This window comes from Staphylococcus sp. ACRSN (assembly GCF_022346615.1).
In the GTDB taxonomy this organism is placed as follows: domain Bacteria; phylum Bacillota; class Bacilli; order Staphylococcales; family Staphylococcaceae; genus Staphylococcus.
The window spans coordinates 172,697-197,027 of record NZ_JAKRNS010000006.1; the positions used below are offsets into that span (position 1 = coordinate 172,697).

17 protein-coding genes are annotated in these 24,331 nt (G+C 32.2%); 3 read left to right on the forward strand and 14 right to left on the reverse strand.

Annotated features, from left to right (window positions below; genetic code table 11):
- The 12 genes from MHZ36_RS07650 to MHZ36_RS07705 all read right to left on the reverse strand — a co-directional run bounded on the left by MHZ36_RS07650 (window position 1) and on the right by MHZ36_RS07705 (window position 12,082).
- Window positions 1-873, reverse strand: a complete 873-nt coding sequence (locus tag MHZ36_RS07650) for a squalene/phytoene synthase family protein (RefSeq protein ID WP_239230850.1) — start codon at window positions 871-873, stop codon at window positions 1-3.
- A gap of 252 nt (window positions 874-1,125) precedes the next feature.
- A complete protein-coding gene (locus MHZ36_RS07655; RefSeq protein WP_343237208.1) occupies window positions 1,126-2,256 on the reverse strand; it encodes an FAD-dependent oxidoreductase in 1,131 nt (376 codons plus the stop codon).
- 16 nt (window positions 2,257-2,272) lie between these two features.
- The gene (locus MHZ36_RS07660) at window positions 2,273-2,848 is read right to left on the reverse strand and encodes a PadR family transcriptional regulator (protein WP_481867128.1); all 576 of its coding nucleotides are present in this window, start codon (window positions 2,846-2,848) and stop codon (window positions 2,273-2,275) included.
- Between the two features lie 274 nt (window positions 2,849-3,122).
- A complete protein-coding gene (locus tag MHZ36_RS07665; RefSeq protein WP_239230851.1) occupies window positions 3,123-4,766 on the reverse strand; it encodes an alpha-keto acid decarboxylase family protein in 1,644 nt (547 codons plus the stop codon).
- A 331-nt stretch (window positions 4,767-5,097) separates the two neighbouring features.
- Window positions 5,098-5,559 carry a MarR family winged helix-turn-helix transcriptional regulator gene (locus tag MHZ36_RS07670; protein ID WP_481867129.1) on the reverse strand — a complete coding sequence of 154 codons (462 nt, stop codon included), beginning with the start codon at window positions 5,557-5,559 and terminating at the stop codon, window positions 5,098-5,100.
- A gap of 180 nt (window positions 5,560-5,739) precedes the next feature.
- A complete protein-coding gene (locus tag MHZ36_RS07675) occupies window positions 5,740-6,696 on the reverse strand; it encodes a TDT family transporter (protein WP_239230855.1) in 957 nt (318 codons plus the stop codon).
- Between the two features lie 166 nt (window positions 6,697-6,862).
- A complete protein-coding gene (locus MHZ36_RS07680; RefSeq protein ID WP_239230857.1) occupies window positions 6,863-7,807 on the reverse strand; it encodes a mechanosensitive ion channel in 945 nt (314 codons plus the stop codon).
- A gap of 165 nt (window positions 7,808-7,972) precedes the next feature.
- A complete protein-coding gene (arr, locus tag MHZ36_RS07685) occupies window positions 7,973-8,413 on the reverse strand; it encodes an NAD(+)--rifampin ADP-ribosyltransferase (protein ID WP_239230860.1) in 441 nt (146 codons plus the stop codon).
- Between the two features lie 295 nt (window positions 8,414-8,708).
- Window positions 8,709-9,455: a glycerophosphodiester phosphodiesterase family protein gene (locus MHZ36_RS07690; protein WP_239230862.1), complete on the reverse strand. Its 747-nt coding sequence runs from the start codon at window positions 9,453-9,455 to the stop codon at window positions 8,709-8,711.
- A gap of 146 nt (window positions 9,456-9,601) precedes the next feature.
- Entirely contained in the window at window positions 9,602-9,952 is a 351-nt protein-coding gene (locus tag MHZ36_RS07695) for a DUF4064 domain-containing protein (RefSeq protein WP_239230863.1), read from the reverse strand.
- 27 nt (window positions 9,953-9,979) lie between these two features.
- On the reverse strand, window positions 9,980-10,975 hold the full coding sequence (locus MHZ36_RS07700) for a DUF4352 domain-containing protein (RefSeq protein ID WP_239230865.1): 996 nt from the start codon (window positions 10,973-10,975) through the stop codon (window positions 9,980-9,982).
- A 222-nt stretch (window positions 10,976-11,197) separates the two neighbouring features.
- Window positions 11,198-12,082: a LysR family transcriptional regulator gene (locus tag MHZ36_RS07705; RefSeq protein ID WP_239230867.1), complete on the reverse strand. Its 885-nt coding sequence runs from the start codon at window positions 12,080-12,082 to the stop codon at window positions 11,198-11,200.
- 115 nt (window positions 12,083-12,197) lie between these two features.
- Here MHZ36_RS07705 and MHZ36_RS07710 point away from each other — a divergent pair, with 115 nt between their 5' ends.
- The 3 genes from MHZ36_RS07710 (at window position 12,198) to MHZ36_RS07720 (ending at window position 14,961) form a co-directional block, all read left to right on the forward strand.
- Complete coding sequence (locus tag MHZ36_RS07710; protein WP_239230870.1) at window positions 12,198-13,388, forward strand: MFS transporter; 1,191 nt, start codon at window positions 12,198-12,200, stop codon at window positions 13,386-13,388.
- 311 nt (window positions 13,389-13,699) lie between these two features.
- Window positions 13,700-14,512, forward strand: a complete 813-nt coding sequence (locus MHZ36_RS07715; RefSeq protein ID WP_239230871.1) for a DUF3100 domain-containing protein — start codon at window positions 13,700-13,702, stop codon at window positions 14,510-14,512.
- Window positions 14,509-14,961 (forward strand): hypothetical protein, encoded by a 453-nt coding sequence (locus MHZ36_RS07720; protein ID WP_239230873.1) that lies wholly within the window; start codon window positions 14,509-14,511, stop codon window positions 14,959-14,961. Before MHZ36_RS07715 ends, MHZ36_RS07720 begins: the two co-directional genes overlap by 4 nt.
- Before the next feature lie 80 nt (window positions 14,962-15,041).
- Here MHZ36_RS07720 and MHZ36_RS07725 read toward each other — a convergent pair whose 3' ends face one another.
- Window positions 15,042-15,461, reverse strand: coding sequence for an LPXTG cell wall anchor domain-containing protein (locus MHZ36_RS07725; protein ID WP_239230876.1), 420 nt, complete (start codon window positions 15,459-15,461; stop codon window positions 15,042-15,044).
- Window position 15,462: 1 nt separating this feature from the next.
- Complete coding sequence (locus tag MHZ36_RS07730) at window positions 15,463-24,105, reverse strand: Ig-like domain-containing protein (RefSeq protein WP_239230877.1); 8,643 nt, start codon at window positions 24,103-24,105, stop codon at window positions 15,463-15,465.
- Window positions 24,106-24,331: the final 226 nt, after the last annotated feature.

Sequence of the window (24,331 nt, forward strand, 5' to 3'; positions counted from 1 at the left end):
TTATTGAATGTTATATGTTTCCATAACTTTTCTATAGATTTTTGATTTCTTATAACTACTTAATTTTGCATGCTTTGTCATATCATATAAATTTCTTCGTACTTCCTCTAGTAGCCCTTGATACGTTTTTATAGTTAACACTATGATTGGTTTTATATCCGTATCGTACAAGTACAAATGATTCAACACACGTGCAAACTTGTTTTCAATTGCTTTGGCATAATTCTCCCATAAATGTGCATAATTTGGTGTCACACCATTATAATAAATTGTATCCAAATCAACGTTATAGAAATCAAGTTGCTCTGTGCATAGATAAACACGTTCATCGCTATAATCTTTACCTACATTTCTTAAAATTTTTGTAAGTTGGATTGCCTTCCCCATCTCAATACTCATTGTTTTAGTTTCATCAATCAAAGATGAATTGGATTGTTCATGAGTGAAAATAGGATTAAGTAATTCCCCAACTACACCACTAGCACCATAACAGTAGTCCATTAATTGCTGGTCTGTATCATTTATAGAAAATAAAAAATCATCTTCAATCGTTTGAAGTAAAGTTTCAAAAGGGAACTTCGCCAAGTTATATGAATTAATTGTTTTAGCCAATGGTCTCATTATTTTGGCATTACTATGAAATTTTTTAGTTTCACCCTTATAAATTTGTTGTATATCTATTTTGATATTATTTAAATATGCTATATCTTTGTGGACTCTTATACACGCATCAACACTATAATAAAATGCATAGATAGACCAAAGTGCATTACGTTTATTTTCCTCTACCTGATCAAAGGTGTTGGCAAATGCTTTAGCGTGATGCTTCGTTAGTTTTTGACAATACTTATAATCTTTTTGTAAGTTCCCCATATTTACACACCTTAAGTTAGTTAATATATCAACATGGTTCATGAGATATTATAGTTGTAAAAAAACATTCTGAATTCATTACGCATATTTCTATAGCTTTGTTTTTATAATTACCCCTTTTCTTTAGCGTTTATGTATAGTTACTTTTGTTCAACTTTGCATCAGTCATTTTCAAGTGCTTTTTATTTAAAGCATCATAAAAAGTGCACACCAGGTATGATAATCCCCTAGCATGCACTGAATTCAAATATTTTATTGTAGTGGTGAAAACATGTCACCCAACTTTTTAGCTGCTTGTTCAGAAAACATCAATTCTAAATTACTTTGAGAATCATATGCACTGTTGCTAGAAATTTCGTACATTGCGCGCTCATAATTTTCAATAATTTCAGGTTGATTCTCATATTGATCTAATGATTTAACAAATAAATAAGCATCATAAAGTGCCATATTCACACCTTCACCAGCAAACGGACTCATCAAATGTGCCGCATCACCGATGAGTGTTATAGATTGATTCGTTGACCATTTAAAGCCAATCGGTAGTCTATATATTCTTCTAAACAATACTCTGTCACTCATATTATGAATATAATTTAATAATTGCTCATCCCATTGTTCAAAGTCACTTAATAAACGTGCTTGTAATCCATTATGCGACAATAGTTTATAAGCATCTAATTCAGATTCTGTCATTCTATATGATACATAGACCTTAATACTATCATCACCATTTAATTGTGCTAACAAACCTTTATCTTGCGCTAATGCCATCATTTTCCCATTTTTATTATATTTTAATAATTCAGGATGCTCTTCACTTATATTTTCAATATTTATTTCAATCATACTGATACCTGTGTATACAATATCTGTGTCAGATAAATACGTACGTACTTTTGAGAAAGCACCGTCAGAACCAATAACATAATTAAATTTTTCAGAATAGCCATTAGAAAATGACACTTCACAATCGCCATTTTTTAATTGTTCCATTCTATCAAATTGATAGTCATACTTGATTGATGTTGGGTCGATGTGACTACGAATTAAATCACATAACGCTCCACGATCAATTTCGGGTCTATCACCTTGACCATCTGCATCATCTTCATAATGTACTTTTCCAGTTGAATCAACAATCTTTGTATCTTCACCTTCAAATCGCGCAAGTTTATTAAATTCATCAATAAGTCCTGCTTCTTTTAAAGGTACCTGTCCTGTATCTCCATGTATATCTAATGATCCGCCTTGTGACTCGTGATTGTGACCATCAGACTTTTCAAAAATAGTAAACTGATAACCACGTTGTTGAAGTAACAGTCCTAGCATTAAACCACCAGGACCACCACCAATAATAGCTATCTTGCTATTTTTTGCCACTTACAAACACCTCACCTTAATATAAATCTTCTAATTCTTTTTTCGTACGTTCTACAAATTCATTAAACTTACGTTTTTTATCTTCATCATTAAAAGATGCTTTACTTTTCATCATAAATGTTCTAAACAAATCTTGTAATTGTTCACGAGATGCTTGCATTTTATCAAAATCCATATGCTTTAAATGTTCCATTCTATTTAACATTGTATCGTCCATATTTTCATTTAAAAATGCCTGACCTTCATCTGTAATTGTATAAACTTTCTTTTTACCTTCTTTTGAAATCGAAACAAATTCTCTATCCTCTAACATCTGTAGTATCGGATACACTGATCCTGGACTCGGTGAATAAAATCCTTTGAATTGCTCCTCTAAATCTTTAATAATTTGATATCCATGTTTTGAATCTTGTTGTAACATTTTTAAAATCACAAATTGTAAATTACCTTTTTTGAAAAATCTTTCCTTACCCATTGCTGCCATCGCACGAGGGTCAAACCCCTCCATACCTTTTCCAAATCCAAAATCTTCTTTATCCATCATTTTGTGTGCAAAGTGATGATGTCTTTTATGAAAATGTCTTCTAAACATAATTATCTTCCTTTCTTATTTCGATATATCGAAAGTATAAACGATATATCGAAATAAGTCAACGATATATCGCTATAAATTTATTGATAGTTACTTCCATTGCTTTAAATTGTTGTTATGTCAGTATTTCTAAAACCCTTTGATATATCATTCTATGCTTAGTAAATAAATATTAAGTAAAAAAACAGCACTTAAATGAATTCTTTTGAAATTCATTTAAGTGCTGTTTTATATAAATTAATATTTGATATTCATTCTAATAATGCATCATTTTTTAACCATTTTGTTTGGCAAAAGCTTTACCTATTTCATTTAATTTTTCTGGAGCGTCATGCATTCCCATCTTAACTTCTATTACATGCATACGATTAGAATCAATGTTAATTTGATCAAATGCTTGTTGTAATGTTTCACTTGAATCTACATCATGGACAGATACTGTTTTTTCTCCACCAAAAACGGTAGGTAATAATTTGTAATTCCACATTGCAATATCATTGTACAATGCATTTTCTCCATGTATTTTACGTTCGACTGTATAACCATCATTATTAATAATAAATATAATCGGTGTTTGTTTTAATTTAATCATAGTGGCAATTTCTTGAACCGTTAGTTGTAATGAGCCATCACCGATGAGTAGCACGTTACGACGTTTGGGATCAGCTAATTGGGTACCTAATGTTGAAGGTAATGTATATCCAATAGACCCCCAAAGTGGTTGTCCTATAAATTGATTTTCTTTAGCCAAAGCAAGGTCATACGCTCCGAAGAATGATGTACCTTGTTCAGCAATGATGATGTCATCATTTTGTATAAAATCTTGCATCATTTTAAAGTATGTTTCTTGAGTTAATGGCTTATTATTTAATATATAGTTGTGAGTTACTGGCTGTTTGAATTTAGGAAAATCAGCATGATTATGGTAATCAATTGTTTGAAGTCCAGTTATTAAATCATATAAAGTAACTTCACTATTTCGTGTTTCATTCATTTTAAAATTGTGATGATTTAACATGATGACATCATCTAAATCAAATTGATATGAAAATCCTGATGTCGCAGAGTCAGTTAATTTAGCACCAATATTTAATATTGCATCACTATTATCTACATAATTTTTAATATTTTCATCAGCTATTGCACCATCATAGATTCCCATATAATAAGGATTTTCTTCATTAAATGCGCCTTTACCTAAAGATAGTTGTGCAACTGGTATACCTGTTTGATTTACAAATTGTTCTAATGCTTCGTGTAATCCAAAGCTATTTATTTCATGACCCGTGATGATTACTGGTTGATCCGCACTATTTAGTTTGGATTTCACCATTTCTATATATGGTGTCACGTATTTAATCTCATTTTGCTTATAGCGATACGTTTCTGATACTTCAATTTCAATTGCTGCAACATCAATTGGCAAGTGAATATGCACAGGTCTTCGCTCATTTATTGCTGCATCAATGACTCTTGGAATTTCTTTTTGTGCATTTTCTTCAGTAATATATGCTTGTGCTGTCGTAATTGGTTCATACATTTTACGATAATCATCAAACGTTCCTTCTCCTAAGGAATGATGTACGTATTTACCAGAATGTTCAACTTTTTGTGTTGGTGCACCTGTGATTTGAATTACAGGTACGCGTTCTGCATAAGCACCAGCAATACCATTAACTGCACTTAGTTCTCCCACACCAAATGTCGTTACCATCGCACTGATTCCTTTTACTCTTGCATAGCCGTCTGCTGCATAACTTGCATTTAACTCGTTGGTATTACCAACCCATTCCATATCATCTCTATCGATAATATCGTCTAAAAAGGTTAAGTTAAAGTCTCCTGGAACACCAAATATCTTATCTACGCCAACATTACTAATACAGTCCATTAAATATTGTCCAATTCGTCTTCTCATAATTCATTTCCCCTTTTCTCTTTTTGAATTACACCTCCAAATTAACTGATACAAATAAAAAGGTCAACTATATTGACTTATTATCCCTTTTTATACATAGATAAAATACTTTAATAAAAACAAAACTTTTTCAAATTAAAAAAGGCTAAGACATTAATATCATGTCTTAACCTGTGTCATCATTTAAGTGTCAGTTAACCGAATTTAATAAATATATTTCAAATCTAATAGTTATTGTATTATTAGAAAAAAGAAATTTTTAAAATTTGTTTTCCGTCTTATTCCTTAGTATTTAAAATTAAAGATCTAATCTTACAAGTTGGTTATTCACTTACTCGTTCTTTTCATATTCATTTTTAAGATGCTTTATATCTTCATAACCATCTCTATATGATGCAAATTCTTCCATAATTGCATACCAATCATTTCCAACTTTTTTTTGAATGTCTTGAAATAAGTCGTTTTGCGCTTTATTCAATTCCCTTACAAGTTTCGTTCCTTTATCCGTAGCATATAATGCTTTAACACGTTTGTCGTGTTCCATTTGTTTTTCGATAATATAAGATTCATCTTTAAGTTTTTTTAATGCTGCATGACTGCCTTGTTTTGAAATCTCCATACTTTTCAATAAATCTTTTATCGTAATTCCCGGCACCTTGTCTATAAAAAATAAGAACCTATGGTGTTGACGATTGAGCCCATATGATTCAATAATTTCGTCAGCAGTGTTTATAAATGTTTTATATGCAAAATAAAACAACAGATTTTCATAATCATTATTTCCTTGCATGATTTACCTTCCTTTATATTATTTTTCTCCTCTTAATAGTAAAATTTATCCATCTATTTTTATCGCTCATCCCGATTTCAATCTTATAAATGTAAAAAGACTAACAAAAGTCATTACCATGCTAGTCTTCATCATCTTCACTTTACATAATTAAAATACTCTTATTCATATTTTATTACAATATCATTCTTTTATGCTATCTATTATCTGTCTTTTCATAAATATTATATAATTTACTAATACAAAACAAACGACTAAAATCGCTAATCCCGTTTCAATTATAAAAGCGACATCAAGGATAACTTTGATATAATTTCCATTTACATGTATAACTTCAATCACATTATACAATGACAGCGCAGTTGTAACCCATGGAAAAGTTAACGCAGAAAATGTAGGAACAAATCCTAAATCATACAATTTAGGAATAAAGCATAACGTCACCAAAAATAAAAATTGTGACAATATCATTCCGATAATCAAAATTAAAATATTTGGTTGATTTACGATTGTTAAGTATGCGTTAAAGCATAATGCACCCGGGGCTGCAATAATCACAGATAACGGAAATTGTGATTGTTTATATCTTTGCCAAGTTTTTCTATATAATATATACGGTATAATTAGAATAAAGCATATTGTTGCAATATATAGTAAGATTTCCCCAAATAATTGATTAAAGTCCATCGATGTTTCTGATATTACTCCAATACCCACAAATGTGACAAACCAACTTGTATTAGGTCTTACAATATGATGACTGCTCTTTTTCCATATATGATAATAACCAAAACAACAAATAATCATACATTGAAGAACTACCGTCATCCACCAAATCATATTTAATATAAACAACTGCAGCTGAAATTGATGATAAAGTATATACACTATTGTCAAAATAGCCATGGGTAAGGTTGGAAATGTTGCACAAACATTACGGTTTTTAAGCTCAGTTAGTATTACTTTAGGATATATACAACACTTACTACAAAAAAGCAGTATTAATATTATACTTATCCATAAAAAAACATGACCACCCAAATCGTAATGAAGTGTAAAAAATAAGTTACTTATAGTCGCACAACCTAATATTAAACCACATATTGCAACTGGTAACTGATATATGAAAGTGTTCAGCATTTATTTTCTGTCCTTTATGTAATTAATTGTGGCATCTTTTACCCACATTCTATTGCCTTTTTTCAGTTATAAAATTATAAAAGAAGGTTATTCCCCAATCTAAAGGAAATAACCTTCTCTATTAAATAAAGTTTAACACAAAATTAAGATAGTATTTTCATTTACTTTATTTATTATTTTTTTCTGAATCAATTTTATCAGAGAATTTATTTAATTGTTTTTCAGCAAACGATTTACCACCAATACCAAATGCGATAGCAAACGCAACTGCAACTGCACCTAAGATTAATAAGAATGCTACATTTACAATACTTTGAGCAAAGTTTAATTGATCTAAAGTCATAAATACAGACACAATAATAACTAAATATTTAACAATTTCAGCTAGCATCGCATTACCTGTAGATTTATTAATTAATTTAGATATTAAATTACCACCTATTAATCCTAGTGCTAAAATAATTACAGCAGAAATGACTAATGGTAAATATCCAATAATCGCTTCACCTATTTTATTTAACACTGACAAATTCACTGTATTTAATGCTTGAACAGTAAAGAATAAACCAATTAGCGTTGTAATTACCCAACCTGTTGCGGTAGGAATATCAATGCTATCTTTATTTTCACCAAAGTTAACATATTTATTAAAACGACTAACATTGAGACTTCCAAGAATATTTTTCACTAACGTACCTAATACTTTGGCAATGAAAATACCTAATACCAATATAATGACAGCTACGATAATTTTAGGTGAAAAATTAAGTATACTACTCATCATACCTTTGATTGGTTTAGATACTGATTGCATATTTAATGAATCAAATACAGATGGTAGGAATAATAAAAATACTAAGAAATAAGCTAGTTTACCGAAAGTTTGAATAATTCCTTCCGATTCCGATTTACCTTTCCCAGCATCCACTAATCCTTTCTTCTGTAACCAGGACTCAAATCCTAACGCACCTAATCCTTTCACTATAATTTTCTTAACAATTACTGCAATAATCCAAGCAATAAGTAAGAATATTAATGCACCTATAATATTAGGTAGAAAACTAATGATACTATCTACAACACCCATTAAAGAGCTCAATACTTTATTCATGATAATACGCCTCCTTTTTTGTCAATTTACCCTAGTAAATTACAAATAATCTTATTTTATATATTTTTCAAAGAAAATATTTTAATAAAACTTTAAATAAGTGTCGAATTTTATATAAAAGAGGCTTTACTAATAATCTATTTATCTTGTTTTAACTTTATCACTTTAATCTTCTATAATATCTTTTCCTTCAGCTCTTAATTTTTGTAACCCATCTAGCATTTCCTCAATCGTTGCATCACTATGTCTTTCCCATGTCGCAAGTTCTCCTATAATTTTTAATGGTTCCTTTGAACGATATGATCTTGTTGGATTACCTGGAAATTTTTTATCTGTTACATTCGGATCATTTTCAAATCCACCTAATGGCTCAACAAGATAGATGTGTTCATCTTGTACTTCTGCTGTATTAGAAAGGGCGACTGCTAATTCTGCACCCCACTTTGCTGCTTCTAAAGTAGCTGTGAAGTATATATGATTCATTATTCTATCTTGATAATTTGATTGTCTATCTGGCACTAATAAGTCACCAACTTTTAACTGCGCCTTTGTTCCATGAAAAAACGGTCCCTCATCCAAAACTGTTGTTTTTACATAATTATCCATTTACAAGCACTCCTTTTTAAGCATGATAATGAGTATAAAACGATTACGCAATAACAAATAGTCTTTTTCTTTGTTAATTTATACCGTATAATTAAAGCAAAGGTAATCATAAATATTCAATGGTTTTAAATTAAAATAGAACACTATCATACATTAATCTATAAAAATAACCCTTAAATGAATTCGCTCATTCATTTAAGGGTTAATATTAACTTTATTTATATAAATAAATTGATTTGATTTAACTAAGCGATTGCTATTTCTGTTAATTATATTCAATCTTACAATCTTTCCATTAACCTCTTTCCAAATGTACCATCGCATCTGCTTTATCTGTAAAAATACCTGTCACGCCCCAATTGGCAAGTTGGTTCGCACGTTCTTTTTTATTTACTGTCCAAACATTCAAATCAAATCCTGCATTGCGAACTGCCTCAACTCTACTTTGCGTCAATTTAGCATCTTCAATATTTACAATCTTTGCGTCACAAAAATCCAATATTGTTCTCCAATCTTCTTTAAACGCAACTGCCTTAAATATAACTGCTCGTTTATACTGAGGCATATAAGTCTGAGCTAGCTTTAATAAAGGAATGTTAAAACTAGATATCATTACTTCTATACCTTCTCGTAACTCAGTCAATTTCTCTGAAACTTGTTTTACCATACACTCTGACAAACGTGTACCTTCTGGACCTGTTACACCTTTTAATTCAACATTAATATTGATATGTGCTTCATTAGCGATAGTAATAATATCATCGAATGTTGGAATTTTTTCATTCTTATAATCATCACTATACCAACTTCCAGCAGATACATTTTGTATTTGTTTATATTCCAATTGTGTAATTTCACCACAATAATCCGTAGTTCTTTCTAAATAGTCATCATGAATAATGATTAATTGTTCATCTTTGGTAATCGCCACATCTAATTCAATCCATTTCAGACCTGGCGTAGAAGCAGCTTCCTTAAATGAAGCAAGTGTATTTTCAGGCGCCTTACTCGGTAACCCTCTATGACCATATATTGTAAACATCTATTCTACTCCTTCAACGTAGTATTTGCTTATATGATAAACATGATTAAACAAATAATCAAAATATAGGTCATTTGTTTGCTTAACTGTATAAAAAATAAGTGTTAGACACCATATAAAATAGCCTAACACTTATTACCTGATTTTTATTTTCTTACTAGTGCTAAAATACCAGCTACCAAGATTAAAATCCCAGATAATATTCCAAAGAAGCCGATAAATATCATATTTAATATTCCACCAATTATTAACAAAATCCCCATAACAATTCGTTGTTTATTAATAATACAACTTAATATCAACGTAATGATACAAGTTATAATTACAGCAGCACCTAAGCCACCTATATTAGTACTATCTGCATCCCCAAATTCTGAACCTATGCCCCCAAGCATTACGGCAAATAAACCACCCAATATTCCAAATACACTTCCTAAAATCCCTAATATCATTTCAGCTACACGATTCGTTGGTTTTACATAATGATTATTATTCACAGATTTCCCTCCATTTTATAAATTACTTTACTCTGCTTTTTCTTCAGTAGTTTCACTGTCATCTGCTGTACTATCGTCAGTCTCCGTATCGTCTTCATCTTCTAAATCTTTCATATCTTCTTCATACTGCTTATCTATTTCTTCCATTTCTTTATCATACGCTTCATCTTGCTCTTTTAATTCTTCTTCTAAAGCTTTATCTTCTTCTTCAATTTGTTTTTCATATAGTGCTTCAATACGTTCTTCTAACTGTGTATATTCAATTTCTAATACATCATGATCAACGTGATCCATTTTTTCACCATCAGTTAGACCATTATATTCATCAACCAAATCATTATACATATCTGCTGTATATGGCGTATCTTCACTTTCTGTGTCTTCACTTTCTGTGTCTTCACTGTCGTCTGAATCATCTGTACTTTCGTCCGGTTCTTTCTCAGTTTCAACAGGTGCTGTTGTTTGACTTCCACTACCTGTAGCGCCATCTTTTATATCTTGCTTTTTAATTTTCCAGCGTGCTTTCACACTTTCAAAATTAGGTGAAGCGTCCATTTCTAATGCATATTCATCACTATCTGGTACATCATATGTAATATAACCTGAAGCAGTATTCCCTTTATTTAATTGATGACTAAATCCATCATTCATATCATCACTGCCAAACCATTCTTGATAATTTTCATTATCAACTTTCATACTAAAATCAGTAGAATCTATTAATACTTGGTCATCATTATTATTTTTAAATTTCATATATACTCTAATCGCTTTTCCATTTTCAGGTGCACTATACTCATCATAATTATTAATAAATTCAACTTTTGTGACTCTAACATCTACCCCATCAGCATTTACAACCTGCCCAATTTTAAAATCTTTCATCTTGCTAGTCGCTTTTGCCTTGTTAGATTTCTTTGAATTTTCATCATTCTCACTATTATTGCCACCAGTATTTAAATTAATATCACAACCTGCCAAAATAAAAATACCTATAACCATCATTACTAAAAACTTTTTCATTTAATTATCACCCCACACATCGAAATAAGTATTACCCTATCGAATTATTTTTTTAAACAGCCTCTTATCATTTTATAATATTTTTAATTTAAATCAATATGTTTCTTTAAACTTTTTAAACTTAAAAATACTTTTTTTGGGAGTAAAACGAAAAAATAACCGAAAATTTTATTCTCGGCTATTGCTCAGTATATTTTATTGTATTAATTAAACCATATCGGCTTATTTCATATTTTGAAAATAAGTAACAAGACTGTCTCTGGCCTGATTAATAATTGGTACAGTTTGATTTTTAGTTTTATAACAAAGTCCAATTTTACGCTTTGCAGTATAATTCCGAATAGGTATTTGTTTCAAATTTGCAATTTGAATATTACGTAAATGCGGTAAGATTGAAATTCCTAAACCAGAACTTATAAATGCTGCTATCGTAATTGTTTCATCACCTTCAAAATTTATTTCTGGAATAATTTCAAAATGATGAAAAATTTCATCAATTTGTTCTCTCAATACATAATTTTGCTTTAACAAAATAAATTTTTCGTCTAGTAATTGTTCAATAGAAATCGAATGTTGATTCGATAATGGATGCGTATCATTTAAAGTGATATATAATTCTTCTTCTAATAATGGTTCAAATTGTGTGTTTGGTGTAATTTCAGAAACCGTCGTTATTATAATATCAACATCACCATCATCCAACATAGACAATAAATTCTTCGCATGGTTTTGTATTAATTTAAGTCGAATATTAGGAAATAAACTCTTAAATTCTTTTAAAAAATCAGAAATATAAGTTACTCCAACAGAATGTAAAAATCCAATAGTTAATTTACCATTTTCTATATTTGTGTCAGCATCAACGTTTTGCTTATATATTTCCATTTCACTGACAATATTATTTGCTGTTTGTAAAAATGAAACACCATTCTTGTTCAACTTTATTTTCCTACCAATTCTATTAAATAATGGAACTCCTAACTCTTTTTCTAAATTTTTAATCGCTCTACTTAATGCTGATTGACTCACATTTAGAACTTTTGCTGTTTCAGACATATTTTCTAATTTCGCCAACTGTTTGAAGTATTCAAAATGGTGCCATTCCAAGGTTTATCCACTCCTTTATGCGTCAAACGCATTATTCATATGATAATTATGCATTTTTTAAATCGGTATTTACATGCTACCATAAAATTATCAATTAAAAGTGAGGTAAGATTCATTGAATGTTCAAACAGACAAGTACGTAGAAAAAGGGACAAAGGCTTATGCAAAAATTATTATTGCACTCTTTATCTCGGGTTTCACTATATTTTCAATTTTGTATAGTGTGCAACCTCTTATACCTCATTTTACTAAGTCATTTAACGTAAGTGAGACTGTAGCAAGTTTAGCTTTATCAGTTACTACGCTAACACTAGCTTTGGCTATGCTATTTTTTGGTGCAATTTCTGAAGTAATTGGTCGAAAACCCATTATGATTTTCTCTGTTATTTCCGTATCATTATTAGCATTAGTACAAGCTTTTATTACAGACTTTAATTTATTTTTACTTATTCGATTTATCCAAGGTATTTGCTTAGCTGGATTACCTTCTATAGCGATGGCATACATAGGTGAAGAGATTTCAGCAGGAAGTCTTCCCGCAGCTATGGGCATATACATTAGTGGTAATGCATTTGGAGGTGCGTTCGGAAGAATTTTTACCGGCGTTATTTCTAGTATTTATGGTTATCAAGCAGGATTACTATCTATTGGTATTATAAGTGTTATTGCAGCTATTTTATTTTCTATATTACTACCAACTTCACAACACTTTGAAAAACAACGCTTTTCAATTAAAGATTTGCTTTCAAGTTATGGTCACCATCTTAAAAATGTAAGATTATTAAAACCCTTTATGGTAGGATTTTTATTACTAGGTTGTAATATTGCTGCGTTCAATTATATTAGCTTTGTATTAGCTTCAAAGCCTTATCATTTACATGATACTATCATAAGTTTCATCTATTTATTGTTCCTTATCGGCATGTTGTCTTCTATATTAAACGCCAAATTACGCCGATCACTTGGTACCTTAAACGCTTTAAAGTTTAGTATATTACTTTTAATCACAGGTATATGGATTACATTATTGCCTCCGCTTCCTTTTAAAATACTTGGACTTGCATTTAGCGTTTACGCATTCTTTAGTGGTCATGCAATTGCCAGTGCTGTAGTTGCAGGACGAGCAGAACATCATAAGGCACAAGCCTCTAGTTTATACCTACTATTTTATTATATAGGTTCTTCATTTGGTGGTACTTTAGCCGGTTATTTTTATGGTGTATTTCAATGGTCAGGTGTCGTCGCAATGATCACTATATTTATGGCTATTGCATTTATCATTTCAATGACTATTAAACAACGATAACTTCTGTAACATACACCAAAAAAATATGATGATAATATCTAAATCGTATTTTAAAAAGAAGAGCAAAAAATTGATTTACAGATTTTTCATTCAATCAAATACTACGTAACTGATGAGATAGGCTAAGACATTAATAATGTCTTAGCTTTTTTATATCGTTGATTCTAAAATCATTGCTTATCTTTCATGCTTTTAATATCATATATCTTTTCATAAAAATTCTTTATACTCTTTAATTTTTTAAAAAATAAGTATAGAATAGACGCTATTAATGTCAGAAAATTCAATCTTATTTAAGGAGTGCAAATTATATGAAATCAAAACATAACATGTGGAAAGATTGGCGTTTACACGGAATCGTCTTCATCATAATGGTTATATCCGAATTCATCGGTACCCATAAAATCCCAATAGGACCAACTTCACTATTGTTACTACCAGTTGTATATGCCGTATTACTTGGTTTAGCTGTTTACTTCACACCAATTATTAAAAAAACACAAGCTAAACATGCCGAATCAATGGTTTTTATCTCTGTAGCATTACTTATTGCAAAATTTGGTGTAGAAGCTGGACCTGCTTTACCAAAGATAATTGCTGCAGGACCAGCATTAATACTACAAGAAATTGGACACCTAGCTACCATCATTTTCGCTTTACCTTTAGCACTATTATTAGGTTTGAGAAAAGAAGCTATCGGTATGACACACTCAATTGGTCGAGAAGCAAATTTAGCTTTAATTACTGAAAAATTTGGCATAGCTTCACCGGAGTGGAGAGGCGTCATGTCTATTTACATATTCGGAACGATATTTGGAGCTATTTTCTTTAGTATCTTTGCTGGTTTAATCATATCCATTGTTCCTTTAAGCCCACTTGCTTATGCAATGGCATCTGGTGTTGGAAGTGGAGTCATGACAGCAGCTGCCGTAGGTCCTTTAGTCTCAATGTATCCAGATCAAGCAAGTACAATCACTGCTTTTTCAGGTGTAAGTAATTTACTCACATCAGTCACAGGATTATACATTGGTATTCTTATAGCACTTCCTTTAACTCAAAAATATTATCAACTGATGATGTCCATAAAAGGGAAATTCAGTAGCAAAGGAGAAGAAATAGAATGACATCTAAATATTTAGACTGGTTTCTTACACTTATTGTTGTTGGATTTATCTCACTTACCAGTAATTGGATTGGACAAGGTATTCTTCCTTTTAAGGCTTTGCCAGGTATTTTATCTTTAATGTTCATTGCATTTATCGGATTGATATTGCACAATATACTACCTTTCAACGTCCCTAGCATTGCTTATATTGGCATTATAGGACTAATACTTACAATACCTGGCATGCCAGGGTCCACTTATATTGTAAAATGGACTGAACAAGTAGAGTTACTTTCTCTTGCAACACCTGTAGTCGCATATGCTGGTGTTTCTATAGGTAGTTCATGGGCAGACTTCGCAAAATTAGGTTGGAAAACAGTTATCATTGGTATTGTAATGTTAATAAGTACCTATCTTGGTGCTGCATTAGTTGCTGAAATTATATTACGTATTCAAGGATTGGTATAATATAAAAATAAAACTCATACATTTTCAATTATTAAAAAAGACTCCCTAATCCCATTAAATGAGATTAGGGAGTCTTGCATTTATTTAATTATCTTGCTTATTTTTGTCATTGTTTTTCTACGTCTAGTGAACAATAACGTTGAACCAATAAGCGCCATCAGACTACCATATGCTGTTGTGTTTACAACATCATTTTGTCCTGTTGATGGTAATTCACCTTGCTCGTGATTGCTATCATCTTTCTTATTATCACGATTTGCATTCATTAATTTATCTGTACCATGTTGTACATTCCAATCTTCATCAATATCACTTTGTAGGTTGCCTAATGCCTGATTATGACTAACAGAATCTTGATTGCTAATTTCTTTTTCATTATCATTTGCATTTGATTTATTTTCACCTGAATGTGTATTTTGATGTGTTTGTTTAATATCTACTTTCACTTCATTAGATATATTACCATTTGCATCAACTGTAACAACCACAATAGATTTCATTTTACTCAAATCTACCTTTGCTATCAGTATTACCAACTATAACTTTACCATTTGGCAATTTAATTTTAATTGTTGCATTTGCTCCAGCAGTTCCTGAAATCTTTTTGCTATCTTTATCTATTGGATGGATACTAGGTTTTGTCGGTGCTGTATTATCAGTAACTTTAACAGTAACTTTAACAGTAACTTCATCTGATGTATTGCCAGAAATATCCGTTGCTGTAATAATTAATAATTCTCCACCATTCAATTTAAAGTTATTAGGAATTTTCAACTTGTAATTTCCTTGTTTATCCACTTTAGTAGATATAACCTTACCATTTGGTAGTTTAACTTTAATCGTTGAACCTACCTCTGCTGTACCAACAATTAGCGGATTGTCACTTGTAATTCGTTTCACAGTTGGCGATTTAGGTGCTGTGATATCCTCTACATGAACCGTTGTAGATTGCGACTCATTACTTGAAGGATCTACAATCGATACTTTTAGCACTTCTCCACCTTTAAATGTACCTTTTTTCGGTAAGTTAACATTGAAAGTCCCTTGTGTATCTACTTGTGCAGTTAATAATTTTCCATTTGGTAATTCAACTTTTACAATAGCTCCTGGTTCTCCTGTTCCAGTAATTTGAGTACTTTCGCTTGTTACTTTGTCTACTTTAGGTGGTTCTGGAATTGTTGTATCTTTAACAATTATTATAATTGGAGATGTTTTATTACCTTGAGCATCTACTGCAGTAATACTTAACTTTTCTCCACCTTTAAATACTATTCCAGAAGGTAAATTAATAACAAAAACACCTTTATCGTCAGCTTTCACAGATAAGTTTTCACCTGTAGGTAACAGAACATTCACAACCGCATCAGGCTCTGTTACACCCGTTAATTGTTTATTTTCAGTTGTAAATGAATCAATCTTTGGCAGAACAGGAGGTGTTGTATCTACTACTGTCATAATTAGTGGTAATGGCATATTGCCCGCTTTGTCCGTTGATATAATTTTAATATTTTCTCCACCATTGAAATTCACTTTATTTGGTAAATCAATAACATAATTTCCTTTGTTATCTACTTTACCTAATAATCGTGTTCCATTCGGTAACTCAACACTGATCATAGTTTGTGGTTCCCCTGTGCCAACAATTCTTAAGTCTTCACTCGTTAAAGGCTTTGCGGTAGGCACTGTAGGTGGTGTTAAATCTATAACTATAATTTCCATAGCTTCTGAAATATTACCTGATGGATCTGTTGCTTTAAGTTGAACCTTTTCTCCACCATTTAACTTAATATTTTTCGGTAAGTTAATAACGTAATTTCCGAAATCGTCTGCATTCTCCGTAAATTTATTCCCATTTGATATTTTCACTGTTACGATTGCATTTGGCTCAGTTTTCCCAATAATTTCTTCACTTTCACTTGTTATTGGAAGTGCTGATGGTGGATTTGGAGCCGTAACATCTTTAACCATTACATAAGTTTTTTCAGAAACATTACCTGCAATGTCTGTAGATGTTATTCTCATTTCTTCACCACCATCTAAATTATAGCCTTTCGGAATCGGTAAATTAAATTCACCTTTTTTGTTTGCCTTACCAACTATTAAATCTTTGTATGATACAGCAACTGTTATCGTTGCAAATGGTTCAGTTTTTCCACTAATGGCTTTACTTTCACTTGTCACACCATAAATTACTGGTGGACTCGGTGGTGTATCATCATCAACTATAATAGTTGTAGCTTCTGAAATGTTACCCGATTTATCTGTTGCTGTAACTTCTATTGTTTCTCCACCTTGGAATACATATTCATCTATTACTTTCACACTATAGATACCCAGTTTATCAACTTGACCATAAAGTAACTTTCCATTTGGTAATTTCAATGTTATCTGTGCTTCAGGTTCTGACATACCTCTCAATGAATAACTTGAACTTGCTATTGGATAAATCATAGGCGCTTTAGGTGGGGTTACATCTTGTACTCTGATTATTTTTTCCTCTGATATATTCAATGATTCATCTATACCGACTACTCGAACTTTTTCATCACCTTGGAATCTATAGTCAGATGGTAAATTAATGCTAAAGTTTCCTTGATCATTAATAATTGCTATCAAGTCTAATCCATTTGGCAGTTCTAATTTGACTGCAGTGTTTGGTTCTCCAGACCCTGTAATTTGAGTAGTTTCACTTGTTATTTGATTTACTTTAGGCGCTATTGGTGGAGTTACATCTTTATATTCAATTGTTGTTGCTTCAGATTTATTTCCTGCTGCATCTGTTGCTGTAACTTTCAATTTATCCTTAGCTATTAGTTTAATTTGAGATAAATCTATCGTATACTCACCTTGATCATTCGCTACATCAATTAATTCTGTTCCGTTCGGTAATTCTACTTTAACTATTGATCTTGGTTCACTTATACCTGTGACACTCATATTTTCACTTGTCACTGAATTTACTGAAGGTGCTTCAGGTGCTGTTACATCCTTAACCATTACCTTTGATACCTCAGATTTATTTCCAGTTATATCTGTCGACGTCACACTCAATTCCTCTCCACCAATAAGCATTACATTAGGCAAATCAATCACATAGTTACCTTGATTATCTGTTACATTTGATAATTCTGTTCCGTCTGGTAATACTAGTTTTATTGTTGATCCTGGCTCACTTGTTCCACTCACTTGTGAACTTTCACTTGTAACTTCACTTATAGTTGGTATTGTAGGTGGGGTTACATCTTTAACAGTACTTGTAATTACTTGTGATTTATTACCAGCTTCATCAATTGATGATATTTTAATATTTTCCCCGCCTTGGAATTTCTTATTGTTTGGAATATCGACTGTATAATTACCGTTCAAATCAACTTTAGTAATTAAATTTGTTCCGTCTGGTAACTCTATTTTAACTGTTGCTTTTGGTTCTGCTCTTCCAATTATATTTGTACTTTCACTAGTAATTGGATTTACAACAGGTGTTAATGGAGGGGTAGTATCTTTTACTTTTATTGTTTTTTCTTGCGATTTATTGCCAGTTGCATCTATTGATGTAATTTTTAAATTTTCTCCACCTTGTAATTTTTTTGATACTGTTAAATCAATTGTAAATTCTCCTTGATCATTAGCTATATTTACTAATTCAGTGCCGTCCGGCATTATAACCTTTACTGTTGCATTCGGTTCACTCGTACCTGTAATTTGTAAACTTTCACTTGAAACTGGATTTACAGTTGGTTCTTCAGGTGGTGTTACATCAATTATTTCTATCACTGTTTCCTGTGATTCATTACCTGTTGCATCTGTAGATGTAACACGTAATCTTTCTCCACCTTGGAATTTTTTGTTTTCTGGTAAAGCAATGACACTTACGCCTTGATTATCAGCTTGACCTATTAGCTCACTATTATCCGGAAGTAATATTTTAATTGTACTACCAGGCTCTCCAACCACACTTACTTGCATATTTTCAGATGTTAGTGGAAGAACTGATGGTGGATTTGGCGGCGTTGTATCTTTCACATTGATTGTAGTTACTAACGATTCATTTCCAGATTGATCGGTAGCTGTTACTTTCAACACCTCTCCGCCTTGGAATTTTTTATCACTTGGAATATCAATTGCGAATTTCTCTATAGCATTTGCTACACCAGTTAGTTTTGTACCGTCTGGCAGTTCTACTTTCACTATAGATTCCGATTCACTCGCTCCTCTTATTTGATTTCCTTCACTTGTTACTATTTCTACAAGTGGTGCAAATGGTGGTGTTGTATCTTTAACTACTATGTTTGTAATTTGTGATTCATTACCCGAGATATCTGTTGATGTTACTTTGAGTTGTTCTCCACCTTGGAATTCTTTACCATTTGGTATATCAATACTGTAATTTCCTTGGTCATCCGCCATTCCTGTTAATTTTGTACCATCTGGCAGTTCTATCTTAACTTCACTTTCAACTTCTGCTGTTCCCGTGATTCGAGAATGTTTACTTGCTATTTCATTCACTGTTGGTGCCTTTGGTGGTGTAACATCTCTTACTTCAACTGATATTTCTTTTGATTTGTTACCTGCTACATCTATTGATATTACTTTGAGTTGTTCTCCACCTTCGAATTTCTTACCACTTGGGATATCAATTGTGTAGTTGCCTTGATCATCTACGACTCCTGTTAATTCTGTTCCGTCTGGCAATTCTACTTTAACCGTTGAGCCTGGCTCGCTTGTGCCTGTTACTTGTGTACTTTCACTCGTAACTTCACTCACCATCGGTGCCACTGGTGGCGTTGTATCTTTCACATCAATCACTGTTTCATTAGACTTGTTACCTGAAGCATCTGTTGATGTGACCTTAATACTTTCTCCACCTCGGAATTTCTTGTTAGCTGGAAGACCTACTGTATAGTTGCCTTGGTCATCTGCAACTTCACTCAATTCAGTACCATCCGGTAACTCTACTTTAACTGTACTTCCTGGCTCGCTTGTGCCTGTTACTTGCGTGCTTTCGCTCGTAACTTCGCTCACCGTCGGTGCCACTGGTGGCGTTGTATCTTTTACATCAATGACCATTTCATTTGATTTGTTGCCTGATGGGTCTGTTGATGTTACTTTGATGTTTTCTCCACCTTGGAATTTTTTGTTAGATGGAAGGGCTACTGCGTAGTTACCTTGGTCATCTATGACTCCTGTTAACTCTGTTCCGTCTGGCAATTCTACTTTAACCGTACTTCCTGGTTCGCCTGTGCCTGTCACTTGCGTGCTTTCGCTCGTAACTTCACTCACCGTCGGCGCCACTGGTGGCGTTGTATCTTTTACATCAATCACTGCTTCATTTGACTTATTGCCTGATCCATCTGTTGACGTTACTTTGATACGCTCTCCGCCTTGGAATTTCTTGTTAGCTGGAAGATCTACTGTATAGTTGCCTTGGTCATCCGCGACTCCACTTAGTTCGCTTCCATCCGGTAACTCTACTTTAATCGTTGAGCCTGGCTCGCCTGTACCTGTCACTTGCGTGCTTTCGCTCGTAACTTCAATCACCGTCGGCGCCACTGGTGGCGTTGTATCTTTTACATCAATCACCGTTTCATTTGATTTGTTACCTGACGCATCTGTTGATGTGACCTTAATACTTTCTCCACCTTGGAATTTCTTATTAGCCGGAATATCTATGACATAATTTCCTTGATCATCTGCAACTTCACTCAATACAGTACCATCCGGCAACTCTACTTTTACCGTACTTCCTGGTTCACCTGTGCCTGTTACTTGCGTACTTTCACTCGTAACTTCACTTGCCGTCGGTGCTACAGGTGGTATTGTATCTTTTACATCAATGACCGTTTCATTAGACTTATTACCTGACGCATCTGTTGATGTTACTTTGATACGTTCTCCTCCTTGGAATTTCTTATCACTTGGAATATCAATTGTGTAGTTGCCTTGATAATTTGCTACATCTATTAATTCGCTTCCATCCGGTAATTGTACTTTTACTGTTGAGCCTACTTCAGCCGTTCCACTAATTTTTGAACTTTCACTAGTGACTTCATTTACCGTTGGCGCTTCTGGTGGTGTCAAATCCTGAACTATAATTGGTGTTGATAAAGCAAAATTACCTGGTTGACTTATTGCAGAAAGTTCTATTCTTTCTCCACCAGTAAACTTAATATGATCTGGTAATAAAATATCAAAATCCCCGGAATCAGTTGCTTTACCATATAGCAAAGTGCCATCTGGCAATTTAACACTAATTAATGATCCTGAAGTAGCTATACCTGTTATTGTTTTTGATTCACTCGTTACTGCCTGAACAACAGGGAATCCTACATAACCTTGCACTGTAACACTGGTAGCTTCTGATGAAATACCTTTTCCACTAATAGCAATAACTTCTATTTTTTCTCCAACTTTTAATTTATAATCATCAGGTAATAAAACATCAAACCGACCATTTTCATCACCTTTTGACAAGATTTCCATATCATTCGGCAAGACAACTCTAATTATTGCATTTGGTTCAGTAGTTCCGGTAACACTTGAATCTCTGTTACTTAACGGATTAACTATAGGTGCATCAATTGAAGCACTATCAATAACTGTTACTGGATCTGAAGGAACACTCGTGTTTTTACCTTTTTTAGCTGTAGCAATCAATACTGTCCCTACTGATAAAGGTTGTTTCAATTTTATAAATGCCCCGGTTTGCCCTTTTGCAATATTGACACGGCCAATAAATTTCCCTTTACTATCCTTAACTGTTACTGTTGAACCTTCTATCCCTGTTACACTTATATCTAAATCTGTTTCATTCACCTCTTCTATAGCAGGTTTCAACATTACTGTAATGTCCACTGCATTGAAAGTTGTCTTTTCAGGGTTTTTATATTTAGAAGAAATAACATGTGCAGTATATTGACCCGGTTTTAAATTAGAGACTTTAATGTTGAAGTCTCCATTTCTTTCTAATTTTCCATTACCGATTTCTTTATTTTGTGAATCCATAATTTTAACTTCTTGTTCTGTTGCACCATCTAAAACATGGACGTTACCTTTAATAACATTCATATCTGTTGTTACATCTTGAACTACTGGTTTTGCAACAAGTGGTGAAGTTCTTAGGTTCATAAACTCATTACCATCTGTATTACCATCATTATCAGTATCTGGATTAAAAGGATCTGTATGCGAGCTATGAATCTCAAAGTTATCTGTCAGTCCATCTTTATCTATATCTTGTATATAATATGTTGAAGTTCCAAAAGTATTTTTTATTAATCCACCAAAACGATCTGTTAGATAGCCATAAAATGTAAATTCTTCTTTCACTTTCGAAGTATTAGCTATTAAATTTCCATAATCATCAAACTTGGCATCTCGAATTAATATATTATTTGGTGTTTGGTTAAATTTAACAACAATTCTAATTCCAACAGTTTCCGGTAAGGAATTATTAAATTCAATTATAGAATTCAAATCAAACGAAGTAATTGATCCTTCACCATTTGAATTCACAGGCAAAAGCGCTACTCTTGTATCTTCATAATATGTTTTATCAAATCCTGACAGGCCTTTGAAATCATATTTATGCAATTCTATTTGTCCAACGAAAGGTAATAATTTAGGATCTATTTTATAATGATATGTCCATTGTTTGTTAAGTCCAGAATCTAATAATGGACCACCATAATTTAAAATACCATTTTTCAAAATCTGTTGATCCCCAACGAAAGCGCCATATTCTCCAATAGAAGCATCAAATTGTACAGAACCACAGCTAGCTTTAAAGGCATTATTAGCTGCATCAGAAGTTGATTTTTTTAAATCAGTAAATGAATTTTCTGCTTTTGTTAAAAAATACCCACTTGTTTCAGATGTTCTTATTTTTTTATTTTCTTGGGCATCTTTAACATATATTAGATAATTTAATTTGTCTGCAGATAAATCTGCTTGAGCATTTAGTATGTTTTCGACGGTATCATCTAATTCGATTACGCCACCTTCTGCAGTATATTGACTAAGAATTTCCGCTCCACCGAACAATCCATTATTTGCTCTTATATAATTCACTTGCCAAATGTTTGTTTTCCTACCAATAGCATTTTCTAATCTTGTAAACTCGACTGGTGTGCTTTGATTAGCAGGAATTGCTGAAACTTTAGTAATATGGTTTGCTAAAACTTCATCTAATTGTAAATTTATTTTATATCGATCACCTGAATTGGCACCTATCATATAGCTATGAATTTTAAAAGGTATGCGATTTCCTTTCAATATATTATTATCTATCAATTTTTCCGGGTCAAAAATTAAAGTCTGGAATGTATAGTTATCTGAGTAATCTAAAGTCTCTAGTGATGCATCCTCAGTTTTATCTCTAGTAGATGTAGCCTGACGTTTCGCTCTTTTTAGTGAACGTGTTGTACTTTCATGAGTACCGACAACTTTTTTTAGTTTTTTGTTTCCTGGTTTCTTATCAAGTTGTACTTGGTCATTGACTTTACGACTTTCTTTCGTATTTTCATTTTTTTGTTGCTCTTGTCTAATAATTTGAGGTTTATTAGTCGAATTGTTTACATCTGATTTGTTAGGTAGTCTTACTTGTGTTGACTGTTCACTTTCATCAATCGATGCTTCTGCTTCAGTAATCTGTTGCTTTGTTTCTTCCGGTTTATGTTCTGTTAACACAGATTCTTCTTGCTTATTAATTGCATCTCCTTGTTTTTCTAAAGCTTCTTCTTTATTCTGTTGATCTTCATTACTTATGTTTTCATTAGTAACGTTTTCATCTATATTTTCATGTTGAATTGCAGAAGGGCTATTTGTATTTTCATTTGTACTTTGTTGCCCTTCATCAATTTTCTTTGTTTCTTGTGCGGTTTGCTCTTGTGTCTCTTGTTCTTGTACGGATTGATTTTGGGATTGCTCATCCGTTGTGCTTTTTTGTTGTTTATGTGGTTCGGAATTTTCGTTTGAATTAGCAACTGTGTTGTTTTTTTCTTGGCTTGCTAATTCATCGGCGTATGCTTCATTTCCTAATCCAAACACTAATGTTGCACCTATAAGCAAAGATGCTGTACCAACTGTAAGCTTTCTAATCGAGTATTTGTTCCTTTGACTCGAAATATTATTACAATTTTTGTTCATTAGATTCCTCCACGGTATTATATTGTAAACAATTCTAACAAGTATATTATCACAATACTATAAAAAAATTAAGTATTAATTTTAAATTATTAACTCATTTTTATAAAATGATTGTGAAATCCTTGTCTACAGTATTCAAAGACACATACTACTTACCTTTATACACTTAAACTAACAAATAAAAAGAGGCTTATTAGTATCTTAATATCACTAATAAGCCTCTTTT